The 23750-nt window shown below is 47.0% G+C and carries 22 protein-coding genes and 2 pseudogenes; 15 read left to right on the forward strand and 9 right to left on the reverse strand.

The features are described from left to right. From RIF25_RS13405 to pds, 3 genes and pseudogenes are all read right to left on the reverse strand, one after another. Window positions 1-509: pseudogene (locus RIF25_RS13405) on the reverse strand (hypothetical protein); the annotation flags it as partial. 105 nt (window positions 510-614) lie between these two features. Beyond that, window positions 615-1547 (reverse strand): phytoene synthase, encoded by a 933-nt coding sequence (locus RIF25_RS13410; RefSeq protein ID WP_322879039.1) that lies wholly within the window; start codon window positions 1545-1547, stop codon window positions 615-617. Then, entirely contained in the window at window positions 1531-2955 is a 1425-nt protein-coding gene (pds, locus tag RIF25_RS13415; RefSeq protein WP_322879040.1) for a 15-cis-phytoene desaturase, read from the reverse strand. Before pds ends, RIF25_RS13410 begins: the two co-directional genes overlap by 17 nt. A 197-nt stretch (window positions 2956-3152) precedes the next feature. Here pds and RIF25_RS13420 point away from each other — a divergent pair, with 197 nt between their 5' ends. After that, window positions 3153-3647 (forward strand): MEKHLA domain-containing protein, encoded by a 495-nt coding sequence (locus tag RIF25_RS13420; protein ID WP_322879041.1) that lies wholly within the window; start codon window positions 3153-3155, stop codon window positions 3645-3647. Between the two features lie 65 nt (window positions 3648-3712). Here the strand turns inward: RIF25_RS13420 and RIF25_RS13425 are convergent, their stop codons facing one another. Then, window positions 3713-4207, reverse strand: a complete 495-nt coding sequence (locus RIF25_RS13425; protein WP_322879042.1) for a hypothetical protein — start codon at window positions 4205-4207, stop codon at window positions 3713-3715. A gap of 181 nt (window positions 4208-4388) precedes the next feature. Here RIF25_RS13425 and RIF25_RS13430 point away from each other — a divergent pair, with 181 nt between their 5' ends. The 3 genes from RIF25_RS13430 (at window position 4389) to RIF25_RS13440 (ending at window position 6742) form a co-directional block, all read left to right on the forward strand. Further along, entirely contained in the window at window positions 4389-5531 is a 1143-nt protein-coding gene (locus tag RIF25_RS13430; RefSeq protein ID WP_322879043.1) for a ferrochelatase, read from the forward strand. A gap of 68 nt (window positions 5532-5599) precedes the next feature. After that, on the forward strand, window positions 5600-5902 hold the full coding sequence (locus RIF25_RS13435; protein ID WP_322879044.1) for a DUF3181 family protein: 303 nt from the start codon (window positions 5600-5602) through the stop codon (window positions 5900-5902). Between the two features lie 177 nt (window positions 5903-6079). Continuing rightward, a complete protein-coding gene (locus tag RIF25_RS13440; RefSeq protein ID WP_322879045.1) occupies window positions 6080-6742 on the forward strand; it encodes a DUF4351 domain-containing protein in 663 nt (220 codons plus the stop codon). Between the two features lie 74 nt (window positions 6743-6816). Here RIF25_RS13440 and RIF25_RS13445 read toward each other — a convergent pair whose 3' ends face one another. Beyond that, window positions 6817-8220 (reverse strand): glycosyltransferase, encoded by a 1404-nt coding sequence (locus tag RIF25_RS13445; protein WP_407682423.1) that lies wholly within the window; start codon window positions 8218-8220, stop codon window positions 6817-6819. 354 nt (window positions 8221-8574) lie between these two features. On the opposite strand from RIF25_RS13445, the gene RIF25_RS13450 reads away from it, so the two are divergent. From RIF25_RS13450 to RIF25_RS17360, 8 genes and pseudogenes are all read left to right on the forward strand, one after another. After that, window positions 8575-10239 (forward strand): hypothetical protein, encoded by a 1665-nt coding sequence (locus tag RIF25_RS13450; RefSeq protein WP_322879047.1) that lies wholly within the window; start codon window positions 8575-8577, stop codon window positions 10237-10239. A 763-nt stretch (window positions 10240-11002) separates the two neighbouring features. Next, window positions 11003-11899, forward strand: coding sequence for a ferritin-like domain-containing protein (locus tag RIF25_RS13455; protein ID WP_322879048.1), 897 nt, complete (start codon window positions 11003-11005; stop codon window positions 11897-11899). Between the two features lie 185 nt (window positions 11900-12084). Beyond that, window positions 12085-12969 (forward strand): 4-hydroxy-tetrahydrodipicolinate synthase, encoded by an 885-nt coding sequence (gene dapA, locus RIF25_RS13460; RefSeq protein ID WP_322879049.1) that lies wholly within the window; start codon window positions 12085-12087, stop codon window positions 12967-12969. 123 nt (window positions 12970-13092) lie between these two features. Continuing rightward, window positions 13093-14904: a ribonuclease J gene (locus RIF25_RS13465; protein ID WP_322879050.1), complete on the forward strand. Its 1812-nt coding sequence runs from the start codon at window positions 13093-13095 to the stop codon at window positions 14902-14904. A gap of 101 nt (window positions 14905-15005) precedes the next feature. Then, window positions 15006-15689 carry a DUF3318 domain-containing protein gene (locus tag RIF25_RS13470; RefSeq protein ID WP_322879051.1) on the forward strand — a complete coding sequence of 228 codons (684 nt, stop codon included), beginning with the start codon at window positions 15006-15008 and terminating at the stop codon, window positions 15687-15689. Window positions 15690-15797: 108 nt separating this feature from the next. Then, the gene (rpmF, locus tag RIF25_RS13475) at window positions 15798-15980 is read left to right on the forward strand and encodes a 50S ribosomal protein L32 (protein WP_322879052.1); all 183 of its coding nucleotides are present in this window, start codon (window positions 15798-15800) and stop codon (window positions 15978-15980) included. Between the two features lie 165 nt (window positions 15981-16145). Next, window positions 16146-16583: pseudogene (locus tag RIF25_RS17355) on the forward strand (ATP-binding cassette domain-containing protein); the annotation flags it as partial. A 291-nt stretch (window positions 16584-16874) separates the two neighbouring features. Next, window positions 16875-17255, forward strand: coding sequence for a TOBE domain-containing protein (locus RIF25_RS17360; RefSeq protein WP_407682424.1), 381 nt, complete (start codon window positions 16875-16877; stop codon window positions 17253-17255). Window positions 17256-17518: 263 nt separating this feature from the next. Here the strand turns inward: RIF25_RS17360 and RIF25_RS13485 are convergent, their stop codons facing one another. The 4 genes from RIF25_RS13485 to RIF25_RS13500 form a co-directional block, all read right to left on the reverse strand. Then, entirely contained in the window at window positions 17519-18358 is an 840-nt protein-coding gene (locus RIF25_RS13485; protein ID WP_322879054.1) for a 2OG-Fe(II) oxygenase family protein, read from the reverse strand. A 115-nt stretch (window positions 18359-18473) separates the two neighbouring features. Further along, a complete protein-coding gene (locus RIF25_RS13490) occupies window positions 18474-19892 on the reverse strand; it encodes an LCP family protein (protein WP_322879055.1) in 1419 nt (472 codons plus the stop codon). A gap of 146 nt (window positions 19893-20038) precedes the next feature. After that, entirely contained in the window at window positions 20039-21991 is a 1953-nt protein-coding gene (locus RIF25_RS13495) for a primary-amine oxidase (RefSeq protein ID WP_322879056.1), read from the reverse strand. Window positions 21992-22063: 72 nt separating this feature from the next. Beyond that, window positions 22064-22336, reverse strand: a complete 273-nt coding sequence (locus RIF25_RS13500) for a YciI family protein (RefSeq protein WP_322879057.1) — start codon at window positions 22334-22336, stop codon at window positions 22064-22066. Between the two features lie 140 nt (window positions 22337-22476). Here RIF25_RS13500 and RIF25_RS13505 point away from each other — a divergent pair, with 140 nt between their 5' ends. The 3 genes from RIF25_RS13505 to RIF25_RS13515 all read left to right on the forward strand — a co-directional run bounded on the left by RIF25_RS13505 (window position 22477) and on the right by RIF25_RS13515 (window position 23686). Then, window positions 22477-22722, forward strand: coding sequence for a hypothetical protein (locus RIF25_RS13505; RefSeq protein ID WP_322879058.1), 246 nt, complete (start codon window positions 22477-22479; stop codon window positions 22720-22722). Window positions 22723-22772: 50 nt separating this feature from the next. After that, entirely contained in the window at window positions 22773-23333 is a 561-nt protein-coding gene (locus RIF25_RS13510) for a hypothetical protein (RefSeq protein WP_322879059.1), read from the forward strand. A gap of 221 nt (window positions 23334-23554) precedes the next feature. Continuing rightward, window positions 23555-23686, forward strand: a complete 132-nt coding sequence (locus tag RIF25_RS13515) for a hypothetical protein (protein WP_322879060.1) — start codon at window positions 23555-23557, stop codon at window positions 23684-23686. The last annotated feature ends 64 nt before the right edge of the window (window positions 23687-23750 follow it).

A 23750-nucleotide genomic window follows, 5' to 3' on the forward strand; every position in this document is an offset into this window, starting at 1 on the left:
CGCTTTGACACAGCTTCAGAAAAAGTGTACCAACTTAGCGAGGAATATGCTGTATCTTTTAAAGTAACTACTGGTCGCCCAGATGCTTCTTTTAATTGCAAAGATATACTAACAACAGAGTAATCATAATTTGGTAGATAAGTTCTTGAAGCACCTAGTATTGGAATGCCACTCATTGAGAGTAAAGCTCTTTCTCCTACATAGTATGAGTTACCAAGCATAAAGACTGCTTTTTCTGGCTTCCAGGGCCACGAGGCGGTTACCCAATCGTTTAAGTTAGCAGGTCTTTTTAACTGACGTAGTTGATTAATAGTCCAATGACCACCATCCGCATGAGCTGCGTGTTCAGGGCATAAAGCTATCATTCCTTCAGGATTATGATGTTGTTTATTTCGCCATGGTGGATCAAAATGATGCCAAGTTAAGAATGGAGAACCACAAACTGGACATGCAAATCCAACTTCCTTGCAAAGCTGTCTTATCACAGGTGAGGGAGGTTGACGTTTCATGTATAATTATTTTTTTGAAAAACCTTGTAAAATCAACCTCAAACTTGCAGAACTTTCCTGTTTTCTCTTGCTTTTCTCTATACTATGAAATCCCTACTTCTGATCCTATAAAGATTTACACCAGGCCAACGGTAATCCCACAAATTTCTTCCAGCCGGAAACATAAGCCCGACGCGTAAAGACATCGTAATTATTTTGTTCAATCACATCGAGAATTTGCCGATAGAGCATCAACGCCGACCACACCGGCCACCGCGCATCTTTGTGTAAATAGCCTACACCCGCCTCGGCCTGGACATAAAACTCTTGGGCGCGGGCAATTTGGAACTTCATTAACTCCCGCCAGTTGCGATTGACCACCCCATTTAAGAGTTCTTCTTCCGAATAGTTAAACGCTGCTAAATCTTCCAGGGGTAAATAAATACGCCCGCGCCGGACATCTTCCCCGACATCTCGCAAAATATTCGTTAACTGATTCGCCACCCCCAACGCCACCGCCTGATCGGATAAGGTTCCGCGGGCCTGGTAGGGATTGACCCATGGAGATTTCAGTTGATCATTAAACGGTTCCGCTCCCATCACCGCCAGAGACATTAAGCCAACAGTCCCCGCCACCCGATAGCAGTACAAATTCAACTCATCAAAGGTGGCATAGCGATTGCGATGTAAGTCCATCCGTTGCCCCGCAATCATGTCCCGATAGGGTTGAATATCCTGGGGAAACTTATCCAAGGTATCCACCAAAGCCAAATCCATGCCATCGTGGGGTTTACCAGCAAAAATATCCTCTAAGCGGGCTTCCCAGTCATCCAGGGTTTTGGGGGTTGTTAAGGCCGCTTGGGGGCCATCCACCAATTCATCAGTCCGCCGACACCAAACATAGATCGCCCAAATTGCCTGTCGCTTGGCCGGGGGCATTAACAAGGTGCCAAGATAAAACGTTTTGGCGTACTGGGCCGTGACTTGCCGACATTGTTCGTAGGCCGCGTCTAATGGGACAAGCGGGGGCGAGTACTCTGGTCTAGACAGTTGCAGCATCAACAAGAGTCGCAGTAGAGGGCAAAGATTCAGGCACGTCTAGTTTGGCATTGGTAATGGCCTGCGCTGTCAGCTTACCAGAAAGCACTGCCCCTTCCATACTGCCCAAATACTCTTGATAAGTATAACTGCCCGCCAAAAAGAAGTTGGGGATCACCGTGGCCTGGGTTGGGCGAAATTGTTGTCGGCCTGGGGTGGCTTTATACACCGAGCGGGGGGTTTTAACCACGGCTGTTTTTAAGACTTTCACAGGCTCAGGGAGATGGTCGGGGAAAAGTTTGGTCAGTTCTGCCAGTGTGGCCTGGATGATGTCATCGTTAGAGCGGCCAATCCAATCTTCGGCTGGGGCTAAGACTAATTCCAACATTGAGCGATTGGGGTCTTCATACTCCTTACAAGTGGTACTCATGTCGGCATAAACACTCAGGAGGTTGGAGCGGGAAAAGAGCAGATGATCCACCGTGGGCAATTTCTGATCAAACCAGATTTGGACATTAATCACCGGCACTCCTTCCAGGCCCTCCAACATCTGAAAATTGGGCAGTTCTTTCCACCGCTCTGGTAGCAATAACTTCAAGGCATCTACAGACATGGCCGATACATAGGCATCCGCAGTAATTTCCCGCTCCGGTTGACTGTCATAGCCCCGAATCCGAAACGCCTGAACAGAGCCATCCCCATTCAAGACAATTTCCTTCAAAGCGGCATTGGAATGAAACTCGCCACCCCGCTCGATTACATAATCCATAATTGGCTGACACAGGCGTTCTGGGGGCGCACCATCTAAAAAAGCAATCTTCGAGCCGTAACGTTCTTTCAAAAAGCGGTTAATGGCCGTTAAGGGAATCGTGGCTGAAACATCTTCCGGGTTAATAAACGTCAACGCCTTAGATGCAGCAATAAAAATATCCGAGTTGACCCGCTCATCAATGCCCTGTTGCTCGAGCCATGCCAAAAGGCTGTACTTGTCCATGTCCTCCACATACTTTTGTCCCCGGATAATGGCCGGAATTAACCCCCAGGCAAACCGCACCTTCTGCTCCCAGGTCAACATATCGTTATTACGGAGGATCGAGACAATCACATTAAAGGGAGCGGGAATATCTGGGACATCAAACCAAGACAGGACTCCCGGCTTTTCCGGCTGGTTAAAAATGAGGGCATGACGTTTCCATTGCAACCGATCCAGGATGTTTAATTCCCCCATCAGTTGCAACATATTCGGGTAAGCCCCAAAGAAAGCATGGAGACCCGTTTCAATCCAGGCCCCATCCTTGTCTTGCCAGGCCGCCACCAGGCCACCAAACACAGCCGACCGCTCAAACACAATCGGTGTATGACCTGCATCAACTAAGTATTTAGCGCAAGATAATCCGGCTAACCCGCCCCCAGCAATGGCAACTCGCATGAGCAAACCTAAAAAAATTTGGAAATTCGTATTTATTATAGTTTACAAAATGTTACGTTATCCCCCTCTCTACTCAGGAAGCCCTCGAGATTTTAGTGGTGATGGCTAAGATTGAGGCCAATCCATGATCCAGGCCTGGGCAAGGGGATATCGAACTGGGGATGATATGAAGGACAAGTACAGTTGCAAAAACCGTTGTGAACATCGCCCCCTGGCAAACCCCTGCTTATCAACACCACGCCCAGTTTCTTTGGCAAAGTTTTCATGACTGGACAGGTCGGTGGTTAATCCCCGATTTAGCTGATAGTTGGCCTAGACTATCCCCCCTAGATCAGGCCACAGCCCTATTTGAGTACCCCCAACCCATTTTGTCCCACGGCGGGCAACCGGATCCCATTTTTAACTATGGCAACCAGGCCAGCCTTAAACTCTGGGAAATCTCCTGGGATGAATTAGTCCAAATGCCATCTCACCTCAGTGCCGAACCCCCAGCCCAGTCTGAACGCGCCAACCTTCTTCGACAGGCCGCTGCACAAGGGGTGATTGAACATTATCGGGGGATTCGGATTAGTCGGACTGGTCAGCGATTTGAAATTATCAATGCCACGATTTGGACGGTTTTAGATAGTCATAATCAGAACATCGGCCAAGCCGCAACCTTTAATCAGTGGGAGTATCTAGAGGAGAAGTGAGAAGTCAAGGAATTGCTTTATTTTCTATTTTTATCTTCCCTTATCTCCTCTTTCCTATTCCCTCACTACTTACTCGCAGGTTGGGCCGAGGCATCATTGGGGGCAGCGGGAAAATCCACGCCCAGCACTTTTCCGTCCGGTTCCATAATCACAATCAGGTCATCGGTCAGTTTACTAAACTCAACTTTGATCACGACAATGGCTCCATCTACCCGTGATGAAACCCGTTGGCGGAAGTCTCCGGTGCGCTTGACAAAAATTTCTCCTTTTCTTTGGAGAATAGCTGGTGGGTTTTCCGCTTGGGTTTGGGGAGCCAGATATTGCCAGGCCTGGTCATACTTTTGGGCAAAAAGAGCATCCACAAAGGCTTCGGCATTGGCCTGGAGTTGTTGGGGCGGAACGGGCTGGGCCTGGGCAAGTTGAGAAGATAGAGGATGAACTGAATTGGAGGGGATGGCTTTTGCAGGTGCGGTAATCCCGGATAGGCCCCAAGTTAAGCCCACTAGAACCAGGGAAGTCTGCCAGGCCGGTAACTGCTTACTGAACATCACATTGAACATTGAGTTTAATCTCCTCACCCAAGCAATCTCACAGGGCCTATTCTAAGGGAGCCTGATTCCGTTAACCAATCTAGGGACGAAATCCATCTCATTTAGTTGCAGCCTGTAGAGATTTGTGACTCCTGACCCTATCCTCTCGGGGGGGATGTTAGGCTAGGGGGCAGCGTTTCAGGTTGTGGGCATGGTTGTCCTTTCAGATGCTGGTGTGATCTCCTCCTCCGTTGCTGGGGCCGATCAGCGGGTGGCAGTGTTATTAATGGGCTACGGAGAAGTGGAGAGTTATGAAGATTTTGCCAATTACAACGAACAAGCCCTGAATTTGCTCACGGCCAAGTTTGCCCCCGTGCCGGCCTGGGTTTATCCGCCCTTAGCTCGCCTCCTTGCCATGTTTGATCGCCATGAATGGGGGCATCAACACCATGATTTTATTTCCCCACACAACAAAATTTTCGAGGAACAACGGGCCGGGATTGAAGCCCAGTTAAAACACCATTGGGGAGAGCAAGTCACTGTCTTTAAGGCCTTTAATTTTTGCGCCCCCTATTTGCCCAAGCAGGTCTTAGCCGAAATCCAGGCCCAGGGGTTTGAGCGGTTACTAATTTATCCCCTGCTGGTGGTGGACTCCATTTTTACCAGTGGAATTGCCGTTGAGCAGGTGAATGCCGCCATTAGTGAGATCAATACTGAGTTAGAAGCCCATCAAGGGGGGGCCTGGTTGCCACGGACACGCTACATCCCCTCATTTTTTAACCGCCCAGACTATATTCAGCTTCTGGCCCAAATTGTCGAAACCCAAATTCAATCCCAGTGGCTGAAAACCTATGCCCCCAGTCAAATCGGGATTGTCCTGATGAATCATGGTTGCCCCCATAAAGCCAAGGGATTTACCTCTGGGATTAGTGAAAGCCAGGCCCTTTATGAGTCGGTGCGGGAAGAGTTGATTTATCGGTATCCGCTCATTTCTGTCGGTTGGCTGAATCACGATACGCCGCTAATTGAATGGACACAGCCCGATGTCACCCAGGCCAGTCAAAATTTAATTCAACTGGGCGCGAAGGTGATCCTGTTTATGCCCATTGGCTTTGCCACCGAAAACCATGAAACTCTCTTGGATGTCCATCACATTATCCATGGCCTGGAAAAACAGCATCCCGATGTGAGCTATGACCAAATGCCCTGTGTTAACGCAATGCCAGAGTTTTTAGACATGGTCGCGGCCTGGGCTGAACCCCACATTTCTGCCTTAATGGCCCCGGAACCGACCGCACAGTTAAGTCACTCTGGGCATAGTCACAACGGTCACCACCATCATCATCATCATTAGGGGCAAAATCAAACGTGCCAGCACGGGGCCTGGGATAATGGGAATGCTCAACCAAGGGGGACAACACCATGAGTCAGACCACTGAAATCCTGGAAAAACTGGCCGCAGATATTGGTCGGGATGTTTACATTGACATTGCTCGTTGGCATTTGTACTTAGCTGAAGCCCATCTCCATACTGTTTTGGCCAGTGAATTCTATCCCTATTTGAGTGGCAAACCCCTTCAAGCTGCGGATGTCAAAGCTGTGTTAGCCAAAATCCCAGTCAAATTGGGGGGTGGACAAGCTGAATTGCCCCTAAGTGTCCTGATTCCCCCCTCTGCCCAGGCCCAGCTTTTAGAAATCCTCCAAAATTGGCAGCAGGAACTTTAGGGTGTGTCATCAGATAATGTCTGTAAATACCTGGCTGAAACCTATCCCAATGACTTTCCGACTTGGCTCTTGGGTCATGCCAGCCCCAATCAATCTCTCTAAGAACCCCTGAAAACGGAACTTGCGGTTGAACCTATCCGGGCTGATAGTATTACAATTCTTCAAAGTGCTCAAACCTTGCTGCATTTAGAATTTCAAACTCTGCCCCAATCACAACCGGACTTACCCTTTCGGATGGTGGATTACTACATCCGCTTAAAACGACTCTACCCCCAAAGCCAAATCCATCAAGTTTTAATTTTTCTTAAGCCCAGCAACGACATCCGCTGTCACATCAGTCAATATCAGGATGCCCAACTCACGCACCAGTTTCAAGTGATTCGGATGTGGGAACAAGACCCCATACCGTTTCTAAAAAATTCTGGTTTATTACCCCTAGCAGCACTTTGCCAAACCGCAAATGGTCGAGAATTGTTAGAAACTATTGCCACTGAACTAAATCAAATTCCAGTCGAGACGGGACGGGCCCAATTGATGGCCTGTTGTGATCTTTTAGCTGGGCTAAGATTTGAGAAAGGGATGATCAAGAGTATTTTCCGGGAGGAAGTGATGCAAGAATCCGTTACATACCAGGATATTTTGCAAAAGGGAGTCCAACAAGGATTAAAGCAGGGAGAAGCGACTGTTGTGATTCGGCAACTTCAGCGGCGGTTTGGTGAATTACCCTCATCGGTCATCACTCAGATCAAAGCACTACCCTTAAGCCAATTGGAAGCCCTGGCCGATGCTCTTCTTGATTTTAGGAGCTTGACGGATTTGGCCCCTTGGCTGTCACCCTAATCTTTTGCTTTGATCTGGTCATAATCTGTTCTGATCTAATCTGTAAAGGGTGGGCTGAGGAATTTTATCTTTATCTAAGCAAACTTAATTTTCTGAGCGGCATAGAGGCACATTTTTAGTAAAACTAACCCCTCTTTAACGTGCTGAATGTTGGAACTGCCATAGCTGCGGGGAAAGTAGCGGACGGGAATATCTTGAATTTTTAAGCCTAGTTTGGCTGCCCCAAAGAGTAAGTCAAAATCCCCAAAGGGATCAAAGTCGCCAAAATAAACCCGATTTGCGGCCAAACGTTGATAGTTCTTGCGAGAGATCACCTTTGTGCCACAGAGAGAATCTTTAATCCGGGTGTTCAATAAATAGGACAATAACCAGGCAAAAAAACGATTGGCCATCCGATTGAGCCAAGGCATTGCTTGGGGACTGACGGGATAAATGAGCCGACAGCCATTGGCCATCTCACAGCGTCCACTGGCCACAGCATCATAAAACTGGACTAAATCTTCCGGTTGGACGGTTAAATCTGCATCCAAAATCATCAGTACATCCCCGCTGGCCAGATCAAACCCTAAGCGCACCGCATCCCCTTTGCCTTTCCCCGTTTGCTGGGCAATTTTAATATCCCAGGCCTGGCCATACTCAGCTTGAACCCGTTGAATTTCTGACCAAGTGTTGTCGCTGGAGTGACCTTCAATGAAAATAATTTCTGTATGTGTCCCCAGTTTGGGCATTCGCGTTACACAGCTTTCAATGTTGCCAGCTTCATTCCGAGCCGGAATAATGACCGAGCAGGTGTGGTGTCGGGGGTGGCTGGGGCTGGCCTGGGGGCGGGCAATGAGATATTCCGTCAGACAAAGAGAATTGAGCCAAGGTAAGGGGGCAATGTAACGATTCACCAGGCCACTCAGGAGGGGAATTCGCTTGGGGATTAGCAGTCGTTTGCCCGTTGCCACCACATCCAAACCCGCTAAGTTGATTAGATTGGTTAAATCTTCCCGATTCAGCCAGTTGAGCGGGGGCATCGGCATTCGCTGACCGATAAGAGTGGCAAATCGTAAAATCAATTCCCAGGCCGGGTTGTGATAAATCAAAATAATCCGGGTTTCTGGGGTCGTGGCCTGGAGTAGATTTTGAAAAGCTTTTTGGATATTTGTAAATTGACTGGCTGTATTTGCCAAAAGAATATAGTCAAATTCCCCTTTAGGTAAGCTCTCTTCCCCATTGCCAATAAACAAATCTAGTTCGGGAAATCGGCTTTGGGCCGCTGCAATGGCCTGGGGGTTGAGATCAATGCCTGTGCCTAGGCTGGGCTGTACAGACCCTAGGAGATAACCAAGACCCACCCCCACTTCTAGGACACGGGCCCCCGGCGACACATAAAATCGACACAGCCGTTCAATATCTTTATAGTAATAGTAATTTTTTTTATGCCAAGAAAGTATTTTATCTACTGAGGGCAAGTATTGATTCAACGCACGAATACTCAATGAGAACCTCTAGATTTTAAAATTCCAAATGATATAATATCATCTTGAATATGCACTAGTCTGTCTTGATTTCTGGCAAGATTGATCATCAGAATCCTTGATAAGGGATAATCTTTTATTGATCCTAGGGTAAAAGAAAAACTTTACAGGTAAAAATAATCTTACGCTAATCACGCAAGTCATTTCTGTTTACTATTATCAGTTTAGATCATACATCTACCAAAAAATTAAAGAAGGGCGGTTAGATAAAGAAGTCTAAAACTATGGTTGTGTTTTAGACCTAGGTTCTAATAAAAACTTTAGCAACTAATCTTTGTTAGAGTATCAAGCTTATTGTGGAACTAATTTATGAAGATATTTAATAACTTTTTGCTAATCGTAACAGCAAGGAAACGGGAAATTGTCTTTGCAATGATTATGCCAATCTTATTTGTGGCTTTTTCTTTGCTTCTTAGAGATTATTTTATGCCATATTGGTCTGGAAACTATTCTGACCCTGAATATGCCTATTTGCTCAATTCTCTCAACATTCTTAAATTTAAATCACCTATCCATGTAGATCATCCCGGAACAACTTTACAACTATTAGGGGCTATAGTTATTCAAGTAACTTTTATTATTAGATCATTTCTCAGTAATCATTATCAATCATATACAGTAGTAGAAAGTGTTCTTAAAAATCCTGAATTTTATTTGACAGTAATTAATAATGCCATTTTATTAGCTTCCTTCTTGGCAATTTTTTTACTAGGGCTAGTCTCCTTTGCTTTAACAAAAAATAGAATTATTTCATTAATGCTACAAATTAATCCATTTCTTTGGACAATTTTGATTGAATCTTCTAGAGTTAGACCCGAGTCTTTATTGATACCTTTGACCCAAGCTTTTGTTATTGTTCTTTTGTTTTACCTTTATCACAAAGTTGAAAATTCTACGCAGTTTGCTCTTTCCTTGGGCATTATTTTGGGTCTTGGAATAGTTACTAAGGTTACTTTCCTACCATTCATGCTCTCTGTATTCGTACTGCGGAAATTACGTTTGCAGATCCTTGTAGTATTAAGTACCTTAGTGACTTTCTTTTTGTTTACAACTCCAGTCATTACACAATATCATCGTATATTTGGTTGGCTTATTTCTATTGCAACTCATACTGGCCGATATGGTAGTGGTGAAAAGGGATTCATAAATTTTTCTGATTTACCAAATACCTTTAAAAGTTTGTTTGAACAAGATAGGCTATTCTTCACAGTTGTATTTACTGCCTTTATATTCTCTATCCTCATGACGGTTTACAAGCTTTTTTTACAAAAACATCACTATCAATGGCATGAAGAATTGAATAATCTATTGAATGATAAATTTTATTGTATTCTTATTTGCTTATTAGGAATTAACTTTATTCAAATCGCTATGACTATTAAACATCCAGCAATTCATTATTTATTGCCTTCAATGGGCTTGTGCAGTTTGTTGATTATAATCATTGGGGACTTACTTTATAAAGAACTAAGTAATACTTTAAACTCAAATCTTCTCCATAAAATTAGCTTATTCTTTTTCGTTGCTGGACTCGTAGTTTTTGTTAATTCCTTATATCAAAATTTATTAATAACGCAAAAGATTCATATGAACTATAAAGATGAGATTCAAGCTATTCATCAATTAATTGATAGAAACTATAAAAATATTCCTCACGTACGATACTATCGTTGTAGCGATAGGGAATATGCCCTTAAGTTTGGAAATGATTTTGCTGGTAGTCAGTTTTCTAATGAACTTCAATCAATTTACCCAGACGGTTTATTCTATAATGTATGGAGTAAAAAATATGAAACCTTTAGTGCTGAAGTTAATATTGACGATTACAAAGATAAGAGCAAAATTATTTTTCATGGCACACCTTTTGATACAAAATATGACTCATATGAAAAATATTTGCCAGACTTTGATCTTCAGAAAATTTATGAAGGCAAATATGAAGCTCTTTATCTGGCAAGTTCAAAACCCAAATGAACCTCTCCGCCGTAAGCTGACGGAGTATCACTTCGCTCAGCCTCAAACAGGATGCGTTCGACTTTGCTCAACAGCAACCTAATAGACTACTGTACCTCGTGCGCCTCAAGGGGAGGGGAATTGACCCAAAGAGATTAAAAATAATTAGGCTGATTTTCAGTACAATACAATCACAAAGTAATAAAGGTACTTGATAACTTTGACAAAACATGATAGGCCCAATCACAAATAAGCATAGCTACTGTTTGAACTTGAGGCCATGCAAATAATTTTCTCAAGATATATTTTGATATATTAAGGACTAAGGTTATCTGTCGTAATATTTATTTTTTGCTGTGTTGTATGAATTATTTGGAACACTCTTTTTCTGGTTATGGTCACTTCGATATCAATGCCTCAGGGATATTGCTACCGAAAAATTGATATCAATTACCTTTGTGGGTAATCAACCACGAGATTGTCATCCTCCTGATCTTTGTTCACCGCCGCTTATAGGAGCACCAGTCATATTCGTTAAAATACCCAAACTTGGTGATCAAAAGGATGCTTGGCTACATCCGGCAAATGACGGTGCTGACACCGATGAGCGAATGGCTGGAGAATACGGGCTTGGCCCAAATCTAGAAATTATCCAGAGGTATATATCCATTTTCTTGTTCGAGTACGCTTTCCCCCAGGCCTGTCAACTCTTAATCTGGATGGTTCTGGGAAGTTGCGTTACCATATGAAGGCACTTAATAAAACGCAATAAGACTTCAGCCCTATGACGGTTGCTTACCCCAAAAAGTTACTCAATACCTACTCTGCCCGTGATATCCTCCAGCAAGTGGTTTTAGATCGGGAGATTCATCTCATTACCCTGAACCGCTATCGCTATAGTGAACAGCGCAGTTGCAAAGATCTGACTAATTTAATTGAGCAACTCAACGGCCAGCCCCCCCAACTCATTAAAGACCTTTCCCGTCATGTTTCCGATGAAGCCCGCCATGCCATGTGGTTAACGGATTTGCTCGTGGATATGGGAGTTGAGGTTAATACTCCACCCGGGGTTTCCTATATTGAGGAATTTGAGCGGCTCTTGGATGGTCACGCCCCCGGCTCTGATGAATTTTTGATCAATACACTTGCGGCAATTAACGTTACGGAAAAACGGGGTTGTGAATATTTTTCGGCCCATCTTTATGCCCTCAAACAGGCCCCACAAACTGAGGAAAACCAGGCCATTGCTGAGGTCATTGGGAAAATTCTCCCGGAAGAAGCAGGTCATGTTCGCTGGGGAAATCGCTGGTTAGCAGAGCTTGCTCGTAAAAGCCCGGAGCATCGCCAAAAAGTTGAACTGGCTAAACGGCGGTATGGGGCCATTGAACAAGCAGCCTTTGAATCGGGTTTGGATATTACCTTGGGGGCAGAACTACGGCGGGTCGGGAATTTACTTGATATTGCCGAAACTATGCCGATGTTGAACCGAGTTTCCTATTTAGCTGAACGCTTACCCCAAACCCTCTTGGCTCCTGATTTACAGTTCACCCGGATGCAAGCGGCACAACGGGCCTGGAAACGGAACCCCCAAGCCTTCATGGATAAGTTTGTCCCGATGTTTATCAATGGGATTCAGGGCAATAAACCGCCGCAAGCCGTGGCCAGTGCCAAAGCTGAATAAGTCGGGTAATTTCAACAAAATTAGCCAGGCCAGAACCTTAACGCGCTCACAACCCACCTTCAGCCCTTAAAATCAGAGTATTCCCCTTGATGGAGTTTGGCTCATTTTGCCCGTCACCTGTCTTTCCTGTAGTTCTGTTTTTGGCACAGTGCTCAACTGGCTAAAATCCCCGAGAGGCTTGACCGATGGCTGATTTTGGGCGCGTCTTAACTGCGATGATCACGCCGTTTACCCCAGAGGGCGCGGTTAATTACGACTTGGCAGGGGAATTAGCGACTTACTTAGTTGATCATGGCTCTGATGGCCTGGTCGTTTGTGGAACGACTGGAGAATCTCCCACTCTAACCTGGGATGAGGAATTTAAGCTGTTCCAAACAGTCCAGGCCGCGGTGGGTAAAAAAGCTAAGATTTTAGCCGGCACGGGTTCAAACTGTACTAAGGAGGCTATTTCTGCCACCTCCAAAGCGGCTGATCTGGGCCTGGATGGGGCCTTACTGGTAGTTCCCTACTATAATAAGCCTCCTCAAGAGAGTTTATATGCTCACTTTAGGGCCATCGCCGAGTCCGTGCCAGATTTTCCCTTGATGCTCTACAACATTCCTGGCCGCACAGGTCAAAACCTGCTCCCCGAAACGGTGATTCGCTTGGCCGAATTAGAGAATATTGTCGCCATCAAAGAAGCGAGTGGGAATCTAGACCAGGCCAGCCAAATTCGCCAGCACCTGCCCCCGCCCTTTCGGATTTATTCCGGTGATGATTCCCTCACCTTGCCCCTTTTGGCCATTGGCAGCTATGGTGTAGTCAGTGTTGCTAGTCATCTGGTAGGAGAATCGTTGCAACAAATGGTGCAGGCTTTCGTTCAAGGCCAGGTTGAGACCGCCGCCACCCTACACTTACAGCTTTTAGACCTCTTCAAAGTGTTATTTGTGACTACGAATCCGATTCCCGTCAAAGCTGCATTAGAACTTCAAGGTTGGTCTGTTGGATCCCCCCGCTTACCCCTCACCCCCGCCTCTGAATCGTTGCGTCAATCTCTCCACTCTGTGCTGACCTCCTTGCAACTTCTCTAGTCCCTCTCTAGAAAATGTTCTCTTAACAACACTGGCCCAGACGGATCAGGCCTGAGGCTGCCCAACTTCCTAAAAATTAAAAGTTTTTTCTTGTTTATTTAATCCACTTCCTTAAGGAGACCTATGACCCAATCTGGTACAACCCCCGCCCTGAAAATTATTCCCCTGGGTGGCCTGCATGAAATCGGCAAAAATACCTGTGTGTTTGAGTATGAGGACGAAATTATTCTCCTCGATGCCGGGTTAGCTTTTCCTACCGACGGGATGCACGGGGTGAATATTGTCCTGCCGGATATGACCTACCTGCGCAATAATCGCCACAAAATCAAAGGCATGATTGTTACCCACGGCCACGAGGATCACATTGGTGGGATTGCCTTTCACCTGAAGCAGTTTGATATTCCCGTTATTTATGGCCCCCGCCTTGCGATGGCTTTATTGCAAGGAAAATTAGAAGAAGCAGGGGTTCTAGAGAAGACCGAACTTCGCAGTGTCCGCCCTCGCGACATGGTGCGCCTGGGTAAAAACTTCCTAGTTGAATATATCCGCAATACCCACTCCATTGCCGATAGCTGCTCTGTGGCAATTCATACTCCCTTGGGGGTTGTAATTCATACCGGTGACTTCAAGATTGACCATACCCCCGTAGATGGCGAGTATTTCGATTTTCAACGTTTGGCGGAACATGGCGAAAAAGGGGTCTTGTGTCTGATCAGTGACTCTACCAACTCCGAAGTCCCCGGCTATACCCCCTCCGAACGCTCTGTTTTTCCGAATTTAGAGCGAATCTTTATGCAGGCTCAGGGCCGGATTATCTTCACCACCTTTGCCTCTTCGGTGCATCGCTTAAATATGGCTCTGGAGTTGGCCGAGAAATATGGGCGGGTGGTCTCGGTGGTGGGTCGCTCGATGCTCAATGTGATTGCCCATGCTCGGAACCTTGGCTATATTAAATGCCCCGATAAGTTATTTGAGCCGCTCCATGTCATTCACAAGTATCCCGATAACAAGGTGATGATTCTGACCACGGGATCCCAAGGTGAGCCGATGTCTGGTCTGACCCGGATTTCTAAAGGGGAACACCACAAAATCAAAATTCGCCCCAACGACACGGTGGTTCTCTCGGCCCATCCAATTCCGGGAAATACCATCGCTGTCGTCAATATGGTGGATCGATTGATGATGCAGGGGGCTAAAGTCATTTACGGTCGCGAGCAGGGGATTCATGTGTCTGGTCACGGCTGTCAAGAAGACCAAAAAATGATGATTGCCCTGACCCGGCCCAAGTTTTTCTTGCCTGTGCATGGGGAACACCGGATGCTGATCCGCCACAGTCAAACGGCGCAAAGTATGGGGATTCCAGCGGATAACATGGTGATTATTGACAATGGCGATGTGGTGGAATTGACTGAAAAATCCCTCCGCGTCATTGATAAAGTTCCAGCCGGAATTGAATTGATGGATCGGGGTGGCATCGTCAAGGCCCATGTCCTTCAAGAGCGACAACAACTGGCGGAAGATGGGATTATTACAGTCGCAGCAGCGGTGGGAACCAATGGGCAACTCCAGGCTGACCCGGATGTTCATTTACGGGGTGTCGTGACTCCGATTGAGCATAGTGCCTGGCAGGCCTGGGTTCGGGCCACTTTAGAATCTTGCTTACGAGATCGCTGGTCAGATTATGCCCGTAATGGCAACCAAGATATTGACTGGATTGGCCTAAAAAACCACCTAGAACGGGAACTAGTGCGGCTGTTGCGCCGAGAACTCCAAGGCAATGCTGGCCTGTTGCTGCTGTTGCAACCAATTACTGTCAGGGCGGAAGGCAGTCAAGCTCAACCCAATTCCAGCGGTAAACCCCAGGCCAATGGTGCCAGTTCACCCACCCCCAATAGTTCACTGCGGCGGCGGCGGACAGCAACCTTGGCCTCCTAAGATGCTCCACAATTCGCTTTAATTGGTACAACTAGATATCAAGACTGGTATTTTTGCTCTACTTTGTCAATTTTGAGGATTGATTTTACAAAGGTGTAACTATGGCTGCCATGCCCCCTCCCGGCCGTGCTGATCTCGCTGAATTACGGCGATTAAAATCTTTATTACCCCCGGAACTTCAAAGCTGGGTAATGCTTGAGCCGGCCAGTGGGGCCAACCCGCCATTGTTGGTTTCCGAAGAAATTGGCAAAGATGAAGTCGAAATCCAGGTAGATTTAGCTCGTTGGGATCAGTTAGCCAAAGATCAGCGAAATTTACTCTTCTGGCATGAAGTGGCCCGGATTCAGGCCGATACAATTCCTAAGGATGGCTGGGAAATGGCGGCGTTGGCCATTGGCTTAGGTGGGGCCGTGGGCGAGTTGTGGGTTCAGGATGGCCTATTGTTGATGCTGGCCTTAGGCCTCTGCGGCTTTTCCGGCTATCGGCTTTACCAGAAAAATAATGGGGATAAGCTTCTCCGCCAGGCCATTGAGGCCGATGAAAAAGCGATTGGGTTAGCGGTGCGGTTTGGTTATACCTTACCCAATGCCTACAAAAGCCTGGGTAGTGCCCTAAAAGTCCTGATCGAGCAAACCCCCGCCCGCCGCCAACGGAAACGCTATGAAGCTCGCCTCCAGGCCCTCAAACAAAGTGCTGCCAAAGCTAAAGCGCGCAATCAAACCGTTGTGAATGATGAGCGGCCGATGGGAGCGATGCCACCCAAAACCCCGCGGACTGTGGAATAGGTTTTTCTCCTCTCCTGCGTTAGGGGCTGCCTCTATGCCTTCTGGGGATGAACCTGCTAAGATAAGAGACTGCATCTTAACCCTATAGATCCCAACGAGAGCGGTATCATGGCCTGTCCAAAGAAGAAAACCTCCAAATCAAAGCGGGATATCCGCCGATCTAACTGGAAACGGAAAGCAAGTTTCCAAGCTGACCGGGCTTTATCCATTGGTAAATCTATACTGACGGAGCGGGCTAAGGGCTTCTACTTCCCAGAACAAGATGATGCAGATGAGGAGTCTGAATCCTAGTTTGCCGGAATTGTCCATTAACCCGTTGGAATTGGCCTGGAATTTGTGGCTGAAGTTGTTCTAGAGCAGTTGTCCAAGTCCTATGGCGGGGCTGGCTCAGGGCATTTACCCGTTTCAGTCCTGACCGATATTAACCTTAATATTCAAGATCAGGAGTTTATTGTCCTGGTTGGTCCTTCTGGCTGCGGTAAAAGCACGTTATTGAGGCTGATTGCTGGCCTGGAGGAGCCGTCCGCGGGAAAGATTTGGGTTGGAGATCGCTGTGTCAATGACCTGCCCCCCAAAGCTCGGGACATTGCGATGGTCTTTCAAAGCTATGCCCTTTATCCCCATTTAACGGTCGCCGACAATTTGGCCTTTGGCTTACGGCGCAGTGCAGCCCCAGGTTTACCCACCCACACCCGTTCAGGCCCCCTAACGTTACCACTTCCCTTGGCCAGTGGTTTACAAAATTTGACCGGATGGCTGCCCAAGCCCCTCCGTTATCGAGATCCTCGCGAAGTGGCGATTCAGCAGCGGGTCAACAGTGTAGCGACAATGCTGCAAATTGAACCTCTCCTCAACCGCTATCCCAAACAACTGTCTGGGGGACAAAAGCAGCGGGTCGCATTGGGTCGGGCGATGGCTCGCAATCCCCAGGCCTTTTTGATGGATGAACCCCTGTCTAATCTGGATGCGAAATTGCGCACGGAAACTCGGGCCCAAATTGTCCAACTCCAACGGCAACTGGGGGTGACAACGGTTTATGTGACCCATGATCAAACCGAAGCGATGACCATGGGCGACCGGATTGTAGTCCTACAGGGTGGTCAGATCCAACAGTTAGGAACTCCCTTAGATCTCTATCAACGGCCTGAAAATCGGTTTGTGGCCGAGTTTATTGGTTCGCCGCCGATGAATTTTGTGACGGGACTGGTGAATGATCGGGGAGAATTTGTGGTTGGGGATTGGTCTTTGCCCTTAAAAAAACAAGCAAACATTAAGCAGGCCTGGCAAGGAAAACCCTTGACGTTAGGGATTCGGGCTGAGCATCTTTATCCGGCCTCAGACGGTCCCGGTCATCTTCTGGGAGCGGTTGCCCTAGTTGAAGCTCTCGGCCATGAAACATCCCTAGTTGTGGAGATTCAGTCTGTTGAAGAGGCCTTGGCCTGGCGCGTCCGAGTTCCAGCCCAACTGTCGGTGAAGGTTGGCGATTCTCTGTGGCTGAGACTGAATGAAGCGGCTATGCACTGGTTTGATCCAAATACTGGCCGGGTGGTATGTTCAGAACTTTAGTAACCGTAAGTTAATCCGTTCACCCATCAAAAATCCCTTTCTCCAGGCCTGGGGAGTCAGTGAATTCGGTTAAAACACGAGAAGCTAACTATAGTGTTACTCATTTAGGGTGAGATGGGGACAAGTCAGAAAATGCTCTATAGGCAGTCTTTTTGACATTTCTATTCTCCCAGAATAGTCTGCGTAACGCTATAGTGCCTGAATATTTAGCTCAATTGGTTATCCCCGCCGTTCTTATAAAAAATTGTTAATTTTGAGCTTGTTTAAAGTAAGCCAATTTCTTGCAAGCGTTGTTGTAGATAGGCTTGCGCTGTGATCTCTGGAGTTAGTTGGACATCGGGGTGGGGATGAATAAATAGGGGTAGGGAAAAGCGGGACTCTCCTGCGAGAGTATCTTCTGGGTTTACGACTTGGTGGGTAGTGGAGCAGTAATAACTCTGGCTGGCCAACTGCAACATATCCCCGACATTGACGACCAGATCCCCAGCTTCTGCTGGCACTCGATACCAGGCCCCGTGACGATCTTGAACTTCCAGGCCTGCCTGAGTTGCGGCTGGTAAGAGGGTAATCAAGTTTACATCTTCATGGGCCGCGGCGCGGACAACTCCTCGGGGGACTGTTTTGGGTAGGGGGGGATAGTGCAAAATTCGCAAAAGAGTTTCGGGACTGTCTTGGGTCATCTTAACGAGGGATGGCTGAAACCGGGCCTGTATCTCTGGGGGACAATAGGCCTCTAGCCAGGTTAATAAGTCTGCACCGATCCGGATTAGGGCTTGGAATAAGACCCAAGTTGCTGCTCCCAGGCCTGGTGGTAAGTCCTCCCGTGCGTAGAGATGGAAAAATTCTTTCAGGTCAGGATGGGCTTGGTTTTTGGCCCGTTCCATCTGAAATGGAAAATACCCCCGTTGGCGTTGCGGATCAAAGGTGTAGTTAAATTTTTCATCAGAACTGAAAAAACTCTGCCAATCCGCATACACCTGTTCAACCAGGCCGGCGGGAATCGGCGGAGACTGCAAGACTGCAAAACCAATGTTATGGAGAGAGGCTGTAAACTCTACCGCCGCAGTGGGGGCCTGGTAATCAATCCGCAGGAAGCCAGACATAATTGAGTGCATCACCTAAAAACCGTTAAACACCACCATAATCCCACTCCTAATCTTGAAAAGTGATCTGGTTGATATTTTTCCGGAGATTTTTCTGTATTTTGGCCAACTAACCTTAGGGATAGTTCGGGGAAGGGCGCGATTGGGCATCAGTGCCTAATTGAATGGTGATATCAGAATCTAAAACCCCTGTACTTTCAACTCGCACTTCCCCAAAGCCAAGGGCAATCCGAATCGCCTGGGCTGTGGCTAAATCTCCCTGTTGGGCAATAATCCGCGTTATGGGCAAAGGTTCACCCCAGGCCTGGCCAAAATAGACATTGCTATAGCCAGCCTGACCTAGTTTTTTGATAGTTTGTGAGAGGGTTGGATTGGTAGATGCTGGCTGTGGGGGAGAGTCTTGCTTTGAAAGGGAGCCAGAGGGCTGAATGGCAATCCTGACCCGGCTGGGTTGAGTCTGCGGCAGAGTTTCATCCTGATGATCGCGAAAATGGCTATTGACCAGGGCTTGAATGTCGCCATAGCGGGGTAGCCAATAGCTGGGGTTGGTGGAGTCTTGGCCATTGTTGCTGAAGTAACCTGGGAGCATCAGCATTTGCATTTGGGAGCGGGGAAGGTTGCTGATGAATCCGGTCAGTTGACCAACTTCCTGAAGACTGAGATTGGTATCGAGGTTTTCTTGGACAACAGTGAGAATTTGGGGAATTCGGGCCAGGGTTTCTGGTTGCAGGGATTGTTCAACTACGGCTCGAATCACCGCTTGCTGTCGTTGAATCCGGCCAATATCTCCTAACTCGTCATAGCGAAATCGGAGTAGATCATGGGTTTGTTGACCATTGAGATGTTGCTTCCCGGCTTTGAGATCAATATTCAGGCGTTGGCTATCATCCCGATATTTCATATCCTTAGGCACATAAAATGTCACTCCACCGAGGGCATCTACTAATTTTGTTACGCCTTGGACATTAATGCGCAGGTAGCGATCAATCTGGACTCCACCTAAGAGTTGGCTGACTGTTTCTGCGGTTAAAGCTGGGCCGCCCAAGGCATTGGCTTCATTGATTTTGGCATCGCCCCGGCCCGAAATAGAGGTCAGGGTATCACGGGGAATGGAGAGCATCACTAGCCGCCGTTCTTGGGGATCAACTCTCACTAGGAGGAGGGTGTCGGATAGTCCTTCCAGGGAGTTGACATTGGCGTGATAGGTCAGACCAGAGGGGGGCGGGGCATCCACATCCGAGGTTAAGACGCTAGTGCCGATCACCATTAAGGTCAGGGGGCGATCTAATTGCAACGTATTGCGAGGGGCCTGGGAGAAAACCGCAGCTTCGTTGGGACTAAGGGTTTTTTGTTGCAAGGGTGTGCTGTGGGAAATCAGGGCGACCAGGCCCCCCAATGTTGCCGAAATTAAACCAACGCCCAACCAACCTGATAACCACCAAAACCGATGGAGTTCACTGGGTACTGCTGCAAGAGATACTTGTACAGGGTTGGTAGAAGAGTAATTGGGTGAATGACGGAAACGGATAAACAATCTCAACCTACAAAAGAGAAACCAATCCTAAAGAAAATCATGATTTTATGCAGGCTAGCACAGAGCTTCCGAGCAAGACTCCGGATCATGGCCAGTTTTAGAAGTGACCTTTACCTTGAATATGACAAGAGGTAAGTTAGAGGGGTTTAATGGCAATGGCCCGTGGGAGTAGAGCTAGGGTTAATGGCGGAATTGGGGGGGACATCCAGGCCAGGATTGCGATCAAAAAAGCCAAAGGGTTTGAGATGAAAGCCAATATAGGCAGCGGGCATAATCGGCCAATCTTCCGGACGGGGAATGTGATGGTGGCCAAAGTTATACCAAACCACCACATCAGTATTGTCTAGATCACGATTAGCCTGCGTCCATTTTTGTAAACCTTCACCCCCCGGATGTTGATTGGGATAATCACCGGATGGGAAATTTTCATCAGGATGGTAGGGGGTAGCCCAAAAGTGGGTATTGAGAAAGCCAGCCCGTTTGATCACCCAGGCCTGGTCATTGGCAAAGGGTAAACAGGTTTCGCTGGGAATTAACTTATAGGCTACGGGCTGTCCCAGATAGTTTTTCACATTGGGATTGGCAATCAACCAACTCCGGGCAATAAAGGGATCGACTAACTGCTGGGCTTCCTGTTCTGTTTTCAATAAGACTTTTTTGGCTACAAACGCATTCATTTGTGGGTTCTCGGGGCCTGGGGGAACTGCCTCTGTATGGGACTCATAAATGGAGTTTTCTTCACCATCAATACTCATATCTAGCCGCATACAGAAGAAATGCTGATGATTTAGGGCATTGAGTTCCGGTGCCACTAGGGTGCCATATTGAGGCGTATCTCCAACTGCGGCACAGAGTAAAATTCCGGTCAATTTCACTTCATATTGAATCGTGCCATCCTGATAGAAATACCAGAAAAAGCCATACTCGTAATTATCAATCGAGGCAATAAACGACAGCACTAATCGTCGCGACCGCCGCACCTCTGTGGCCTCTAATCGCCAATCCACGTGTTTCCAGAGAATCCCATAATCTTCTTCGTGGAGGCAAATGGCATTTTCAATGAGAACCGCTCCCCCCCGACTATCATTGATCACTGCATCAAAGTAGTAGATTTCTCCCAAGCAATCACAGCCAAGTTTGAGGGAATTTGCCAGACTGCCCAGGCCAATTTCACCGACATCAAAGGCATTTTTGCGCACGTGTTGGGGGCGGGGATCCCCATAGGGAACAACCATTTCTGCCATGGACGCTCGATAGATAATTGGTCGCAGCCGGCCTTGATCTTCATAGCCCACGGTATAGAGTACTAGTCCTTCCCGCGGTGTAAAGCCAACTCGGATTTGCCACTTCTGCCATTTAATTAACTGTCCCAAGACTTCAAAACTGGGGCCATCGGGTTGGACAATCTGGAGCGGTTTAATATCGGTGCGAGGATTTTTGATAAACTCAGCGGCATAATTCCCGTCCGTGGGTGGAACTGGCACGACCCCATAATCCTCAACCTTGATGACCTGCATTTTGTTCAGATCAATGACGGGAACCAGGCCCTCAATGGGGTGGGCATAGGCGTTGTCGTGGGGACTCATCCGTAACCAAACAATGGCCCGTGCCAGGCGAACTCCCTTTTCTTCAGGAATATCGAAATAACCAGGCACCCAGGGATCAATCATCACCAGATCCAGGTTGTTGATTCCCCGGCGTTGGATCGCGGCCTGGAAATCGGGATGGGCTTTGATCGCTTGCTCGGCCTCCACGACTTCATCGGTCATGATCCGCGGTGTCACTCCCGGAATTTCCGTCCAGGCCCCAACCTTTCCCAGGTTCAAATTCACGACAGCTTCATAGGTTTTGCCCGTGTCGTTATCTAAGAGGACAATCTTGGCCTGGCGAAGAATCTCATCTCCGGGCTTGAAGCCATAAACCACTGCTTTATCTGGTTCCTGGAGGGTGACGGTGGAAAAGCGATAATGCCGCCCCAGATGTTTCTCTGCCTTGACAATAGCCACCGCTGCTGCCACTTCCTCGAGGGAAAGGGGATCCAGGGGATGGGAAAATTCAGAACGAATAGCAGTTTGGGGATGGCAGGCCGGAGCAGTCATGATTTGAGCCGAAAAAGTCAAAGAGGTACTGATCCCATCTTGACGCAAAAATCTGTGGAGATGCCCCCTGCCCTAGCCGATGGCCTGGATCCACTCTTTAATTTCGTAATCAGTCCAAATCCCGTTTTGCCAATAGGGATCCCCCGTGACAAGAGCCTCCACAACCTCTTGGGATACGGCCTCATAGATGGCGACAAACAGGGTCAGGTCTTTGGTGGGGCCAATGGTGATCAAAATACCCTGTTCTTTTTGGGCTTGCAGGCCAGCGAGGTGAGCCTCACGATAGGGGGCGCGTTTTTCTAGTACATCCGCACAGTAATGACCGATTGCCACAAATTTTGCCATAACCCAGCGTCTCAATTTTTTGTCGGTTTTTAGATTTTACCGCCGGCCTGGTGATAAGGGCTAAGATGAGTTTATAGTTCCAACCTCAGGGCAAGCCAAGAGCGATATAATCTTTTAAAGCCTTTTGGAGCTATCCTTTTATGGTCATTAAAAAAAAAATAAAACTAAAGTATAGACAGGCATCTTTTCTAGAAGGGGCTTCACGTATCTTTGACATAACTGGTATTTTCCAAGATGAGGTTATGATTATTAATCGCAAACCAAGATCAAAATCTCTTCCAGAAAAAATAAAAAATGACGACAAAAATAATCTTTTTTCAGCTACTCATCAAATCAATCAAGATGTTAAAGTTGTGACCATTAAAGCGCGGCATCGTTTACGCTAATTACAATTTTTATAATTTTATAATTCGTACTAATATTTACTTTTAAGATAATGTCTGATTCAGAGTTTAAGAAAGAAGAGTTTAAAGAAGAAATTAATCCTGTCAAATCAGATTTACTAAAGCCTGAAGATATTTCATATCCAGAGCAAAACTCCTCTCAGTTATTTGTTTCATATCAGGAAGGTCCAATATCCCCCGCAGAACTTGAAGGTTACAACAAATTTGATCCTGAATTTGCTCAAGAATACTTAAGAGAAATAATTAGTGAAATACATCACCGGAGACAGATAGAAGTAGAGAGGCTCAAGCTAAGAAATGCTGAATTGAGTCTTGAAAGTGAAGTAGTTAAAACCCAAGAGCGAATCTTTTCCAGTAATCAAAGGCGTTCTATTCTCGGCTCGATTTTGGGTTCTGTGATTGCTCTCACCGCTGTTGGATCTGCAACCTTTTTAGGGATTCAAGGGCGAAAAGAAGTTGCAATTGCAGTAGTGGGTTCTTTGGCCGGAACAGCCGTGATTATCTATGGTACGGATGCTTATAACAAAGGACGAAAAAAAGAACTTGACTCTGGGCTAACTAATTCTTCTGAAGATAGTAACGAAGATAACTAAGTAGAAATCGCTAGGGGGCGCGTTTTTCTAGTACATCCGCACAGTAATGACCGATTGCCACAAATTTTGCCATAACCCAGCGTCTCAATTTTTTGTCGGTTTTTAGATTTTACCGCCGGGCCTGGATCAAGGGGTTGGGTTTGTTATTCGCACGAAAAAGCTGAGAGTTTTTGATCAAGTGATTAAAGTTGAAACACGATCGCTGATCAGGAGGTTTAACAATGCAGATCAAACACTGGCAGGCTAGTGGGCAACCCCAGGCCCGGAGTCGGAAAACCCCCAAAGTAGTGCGGCGACAGAAACGGGCTTTGGCTCGACTCGCCCAAAAACTGCGCCTTAGACCCAAAGGCTAGGAGGCAACCCTCAGAACGTCCTCAAACATGGCCAGAGGTCAGTTGTTAGCTGGCCCAGTTACCA

Source organism: Pseudocalidococcus azoricus BACA0444 (genome assembly GCF_031729055.1).
Lineage (GTDB): Bacteria > Cyanobacteriota > Cyanobacteriia > Thermosynechococcales > Thermosynechococcaceae > Pseudocalidococcus > Pseudocalidococcus azoricus.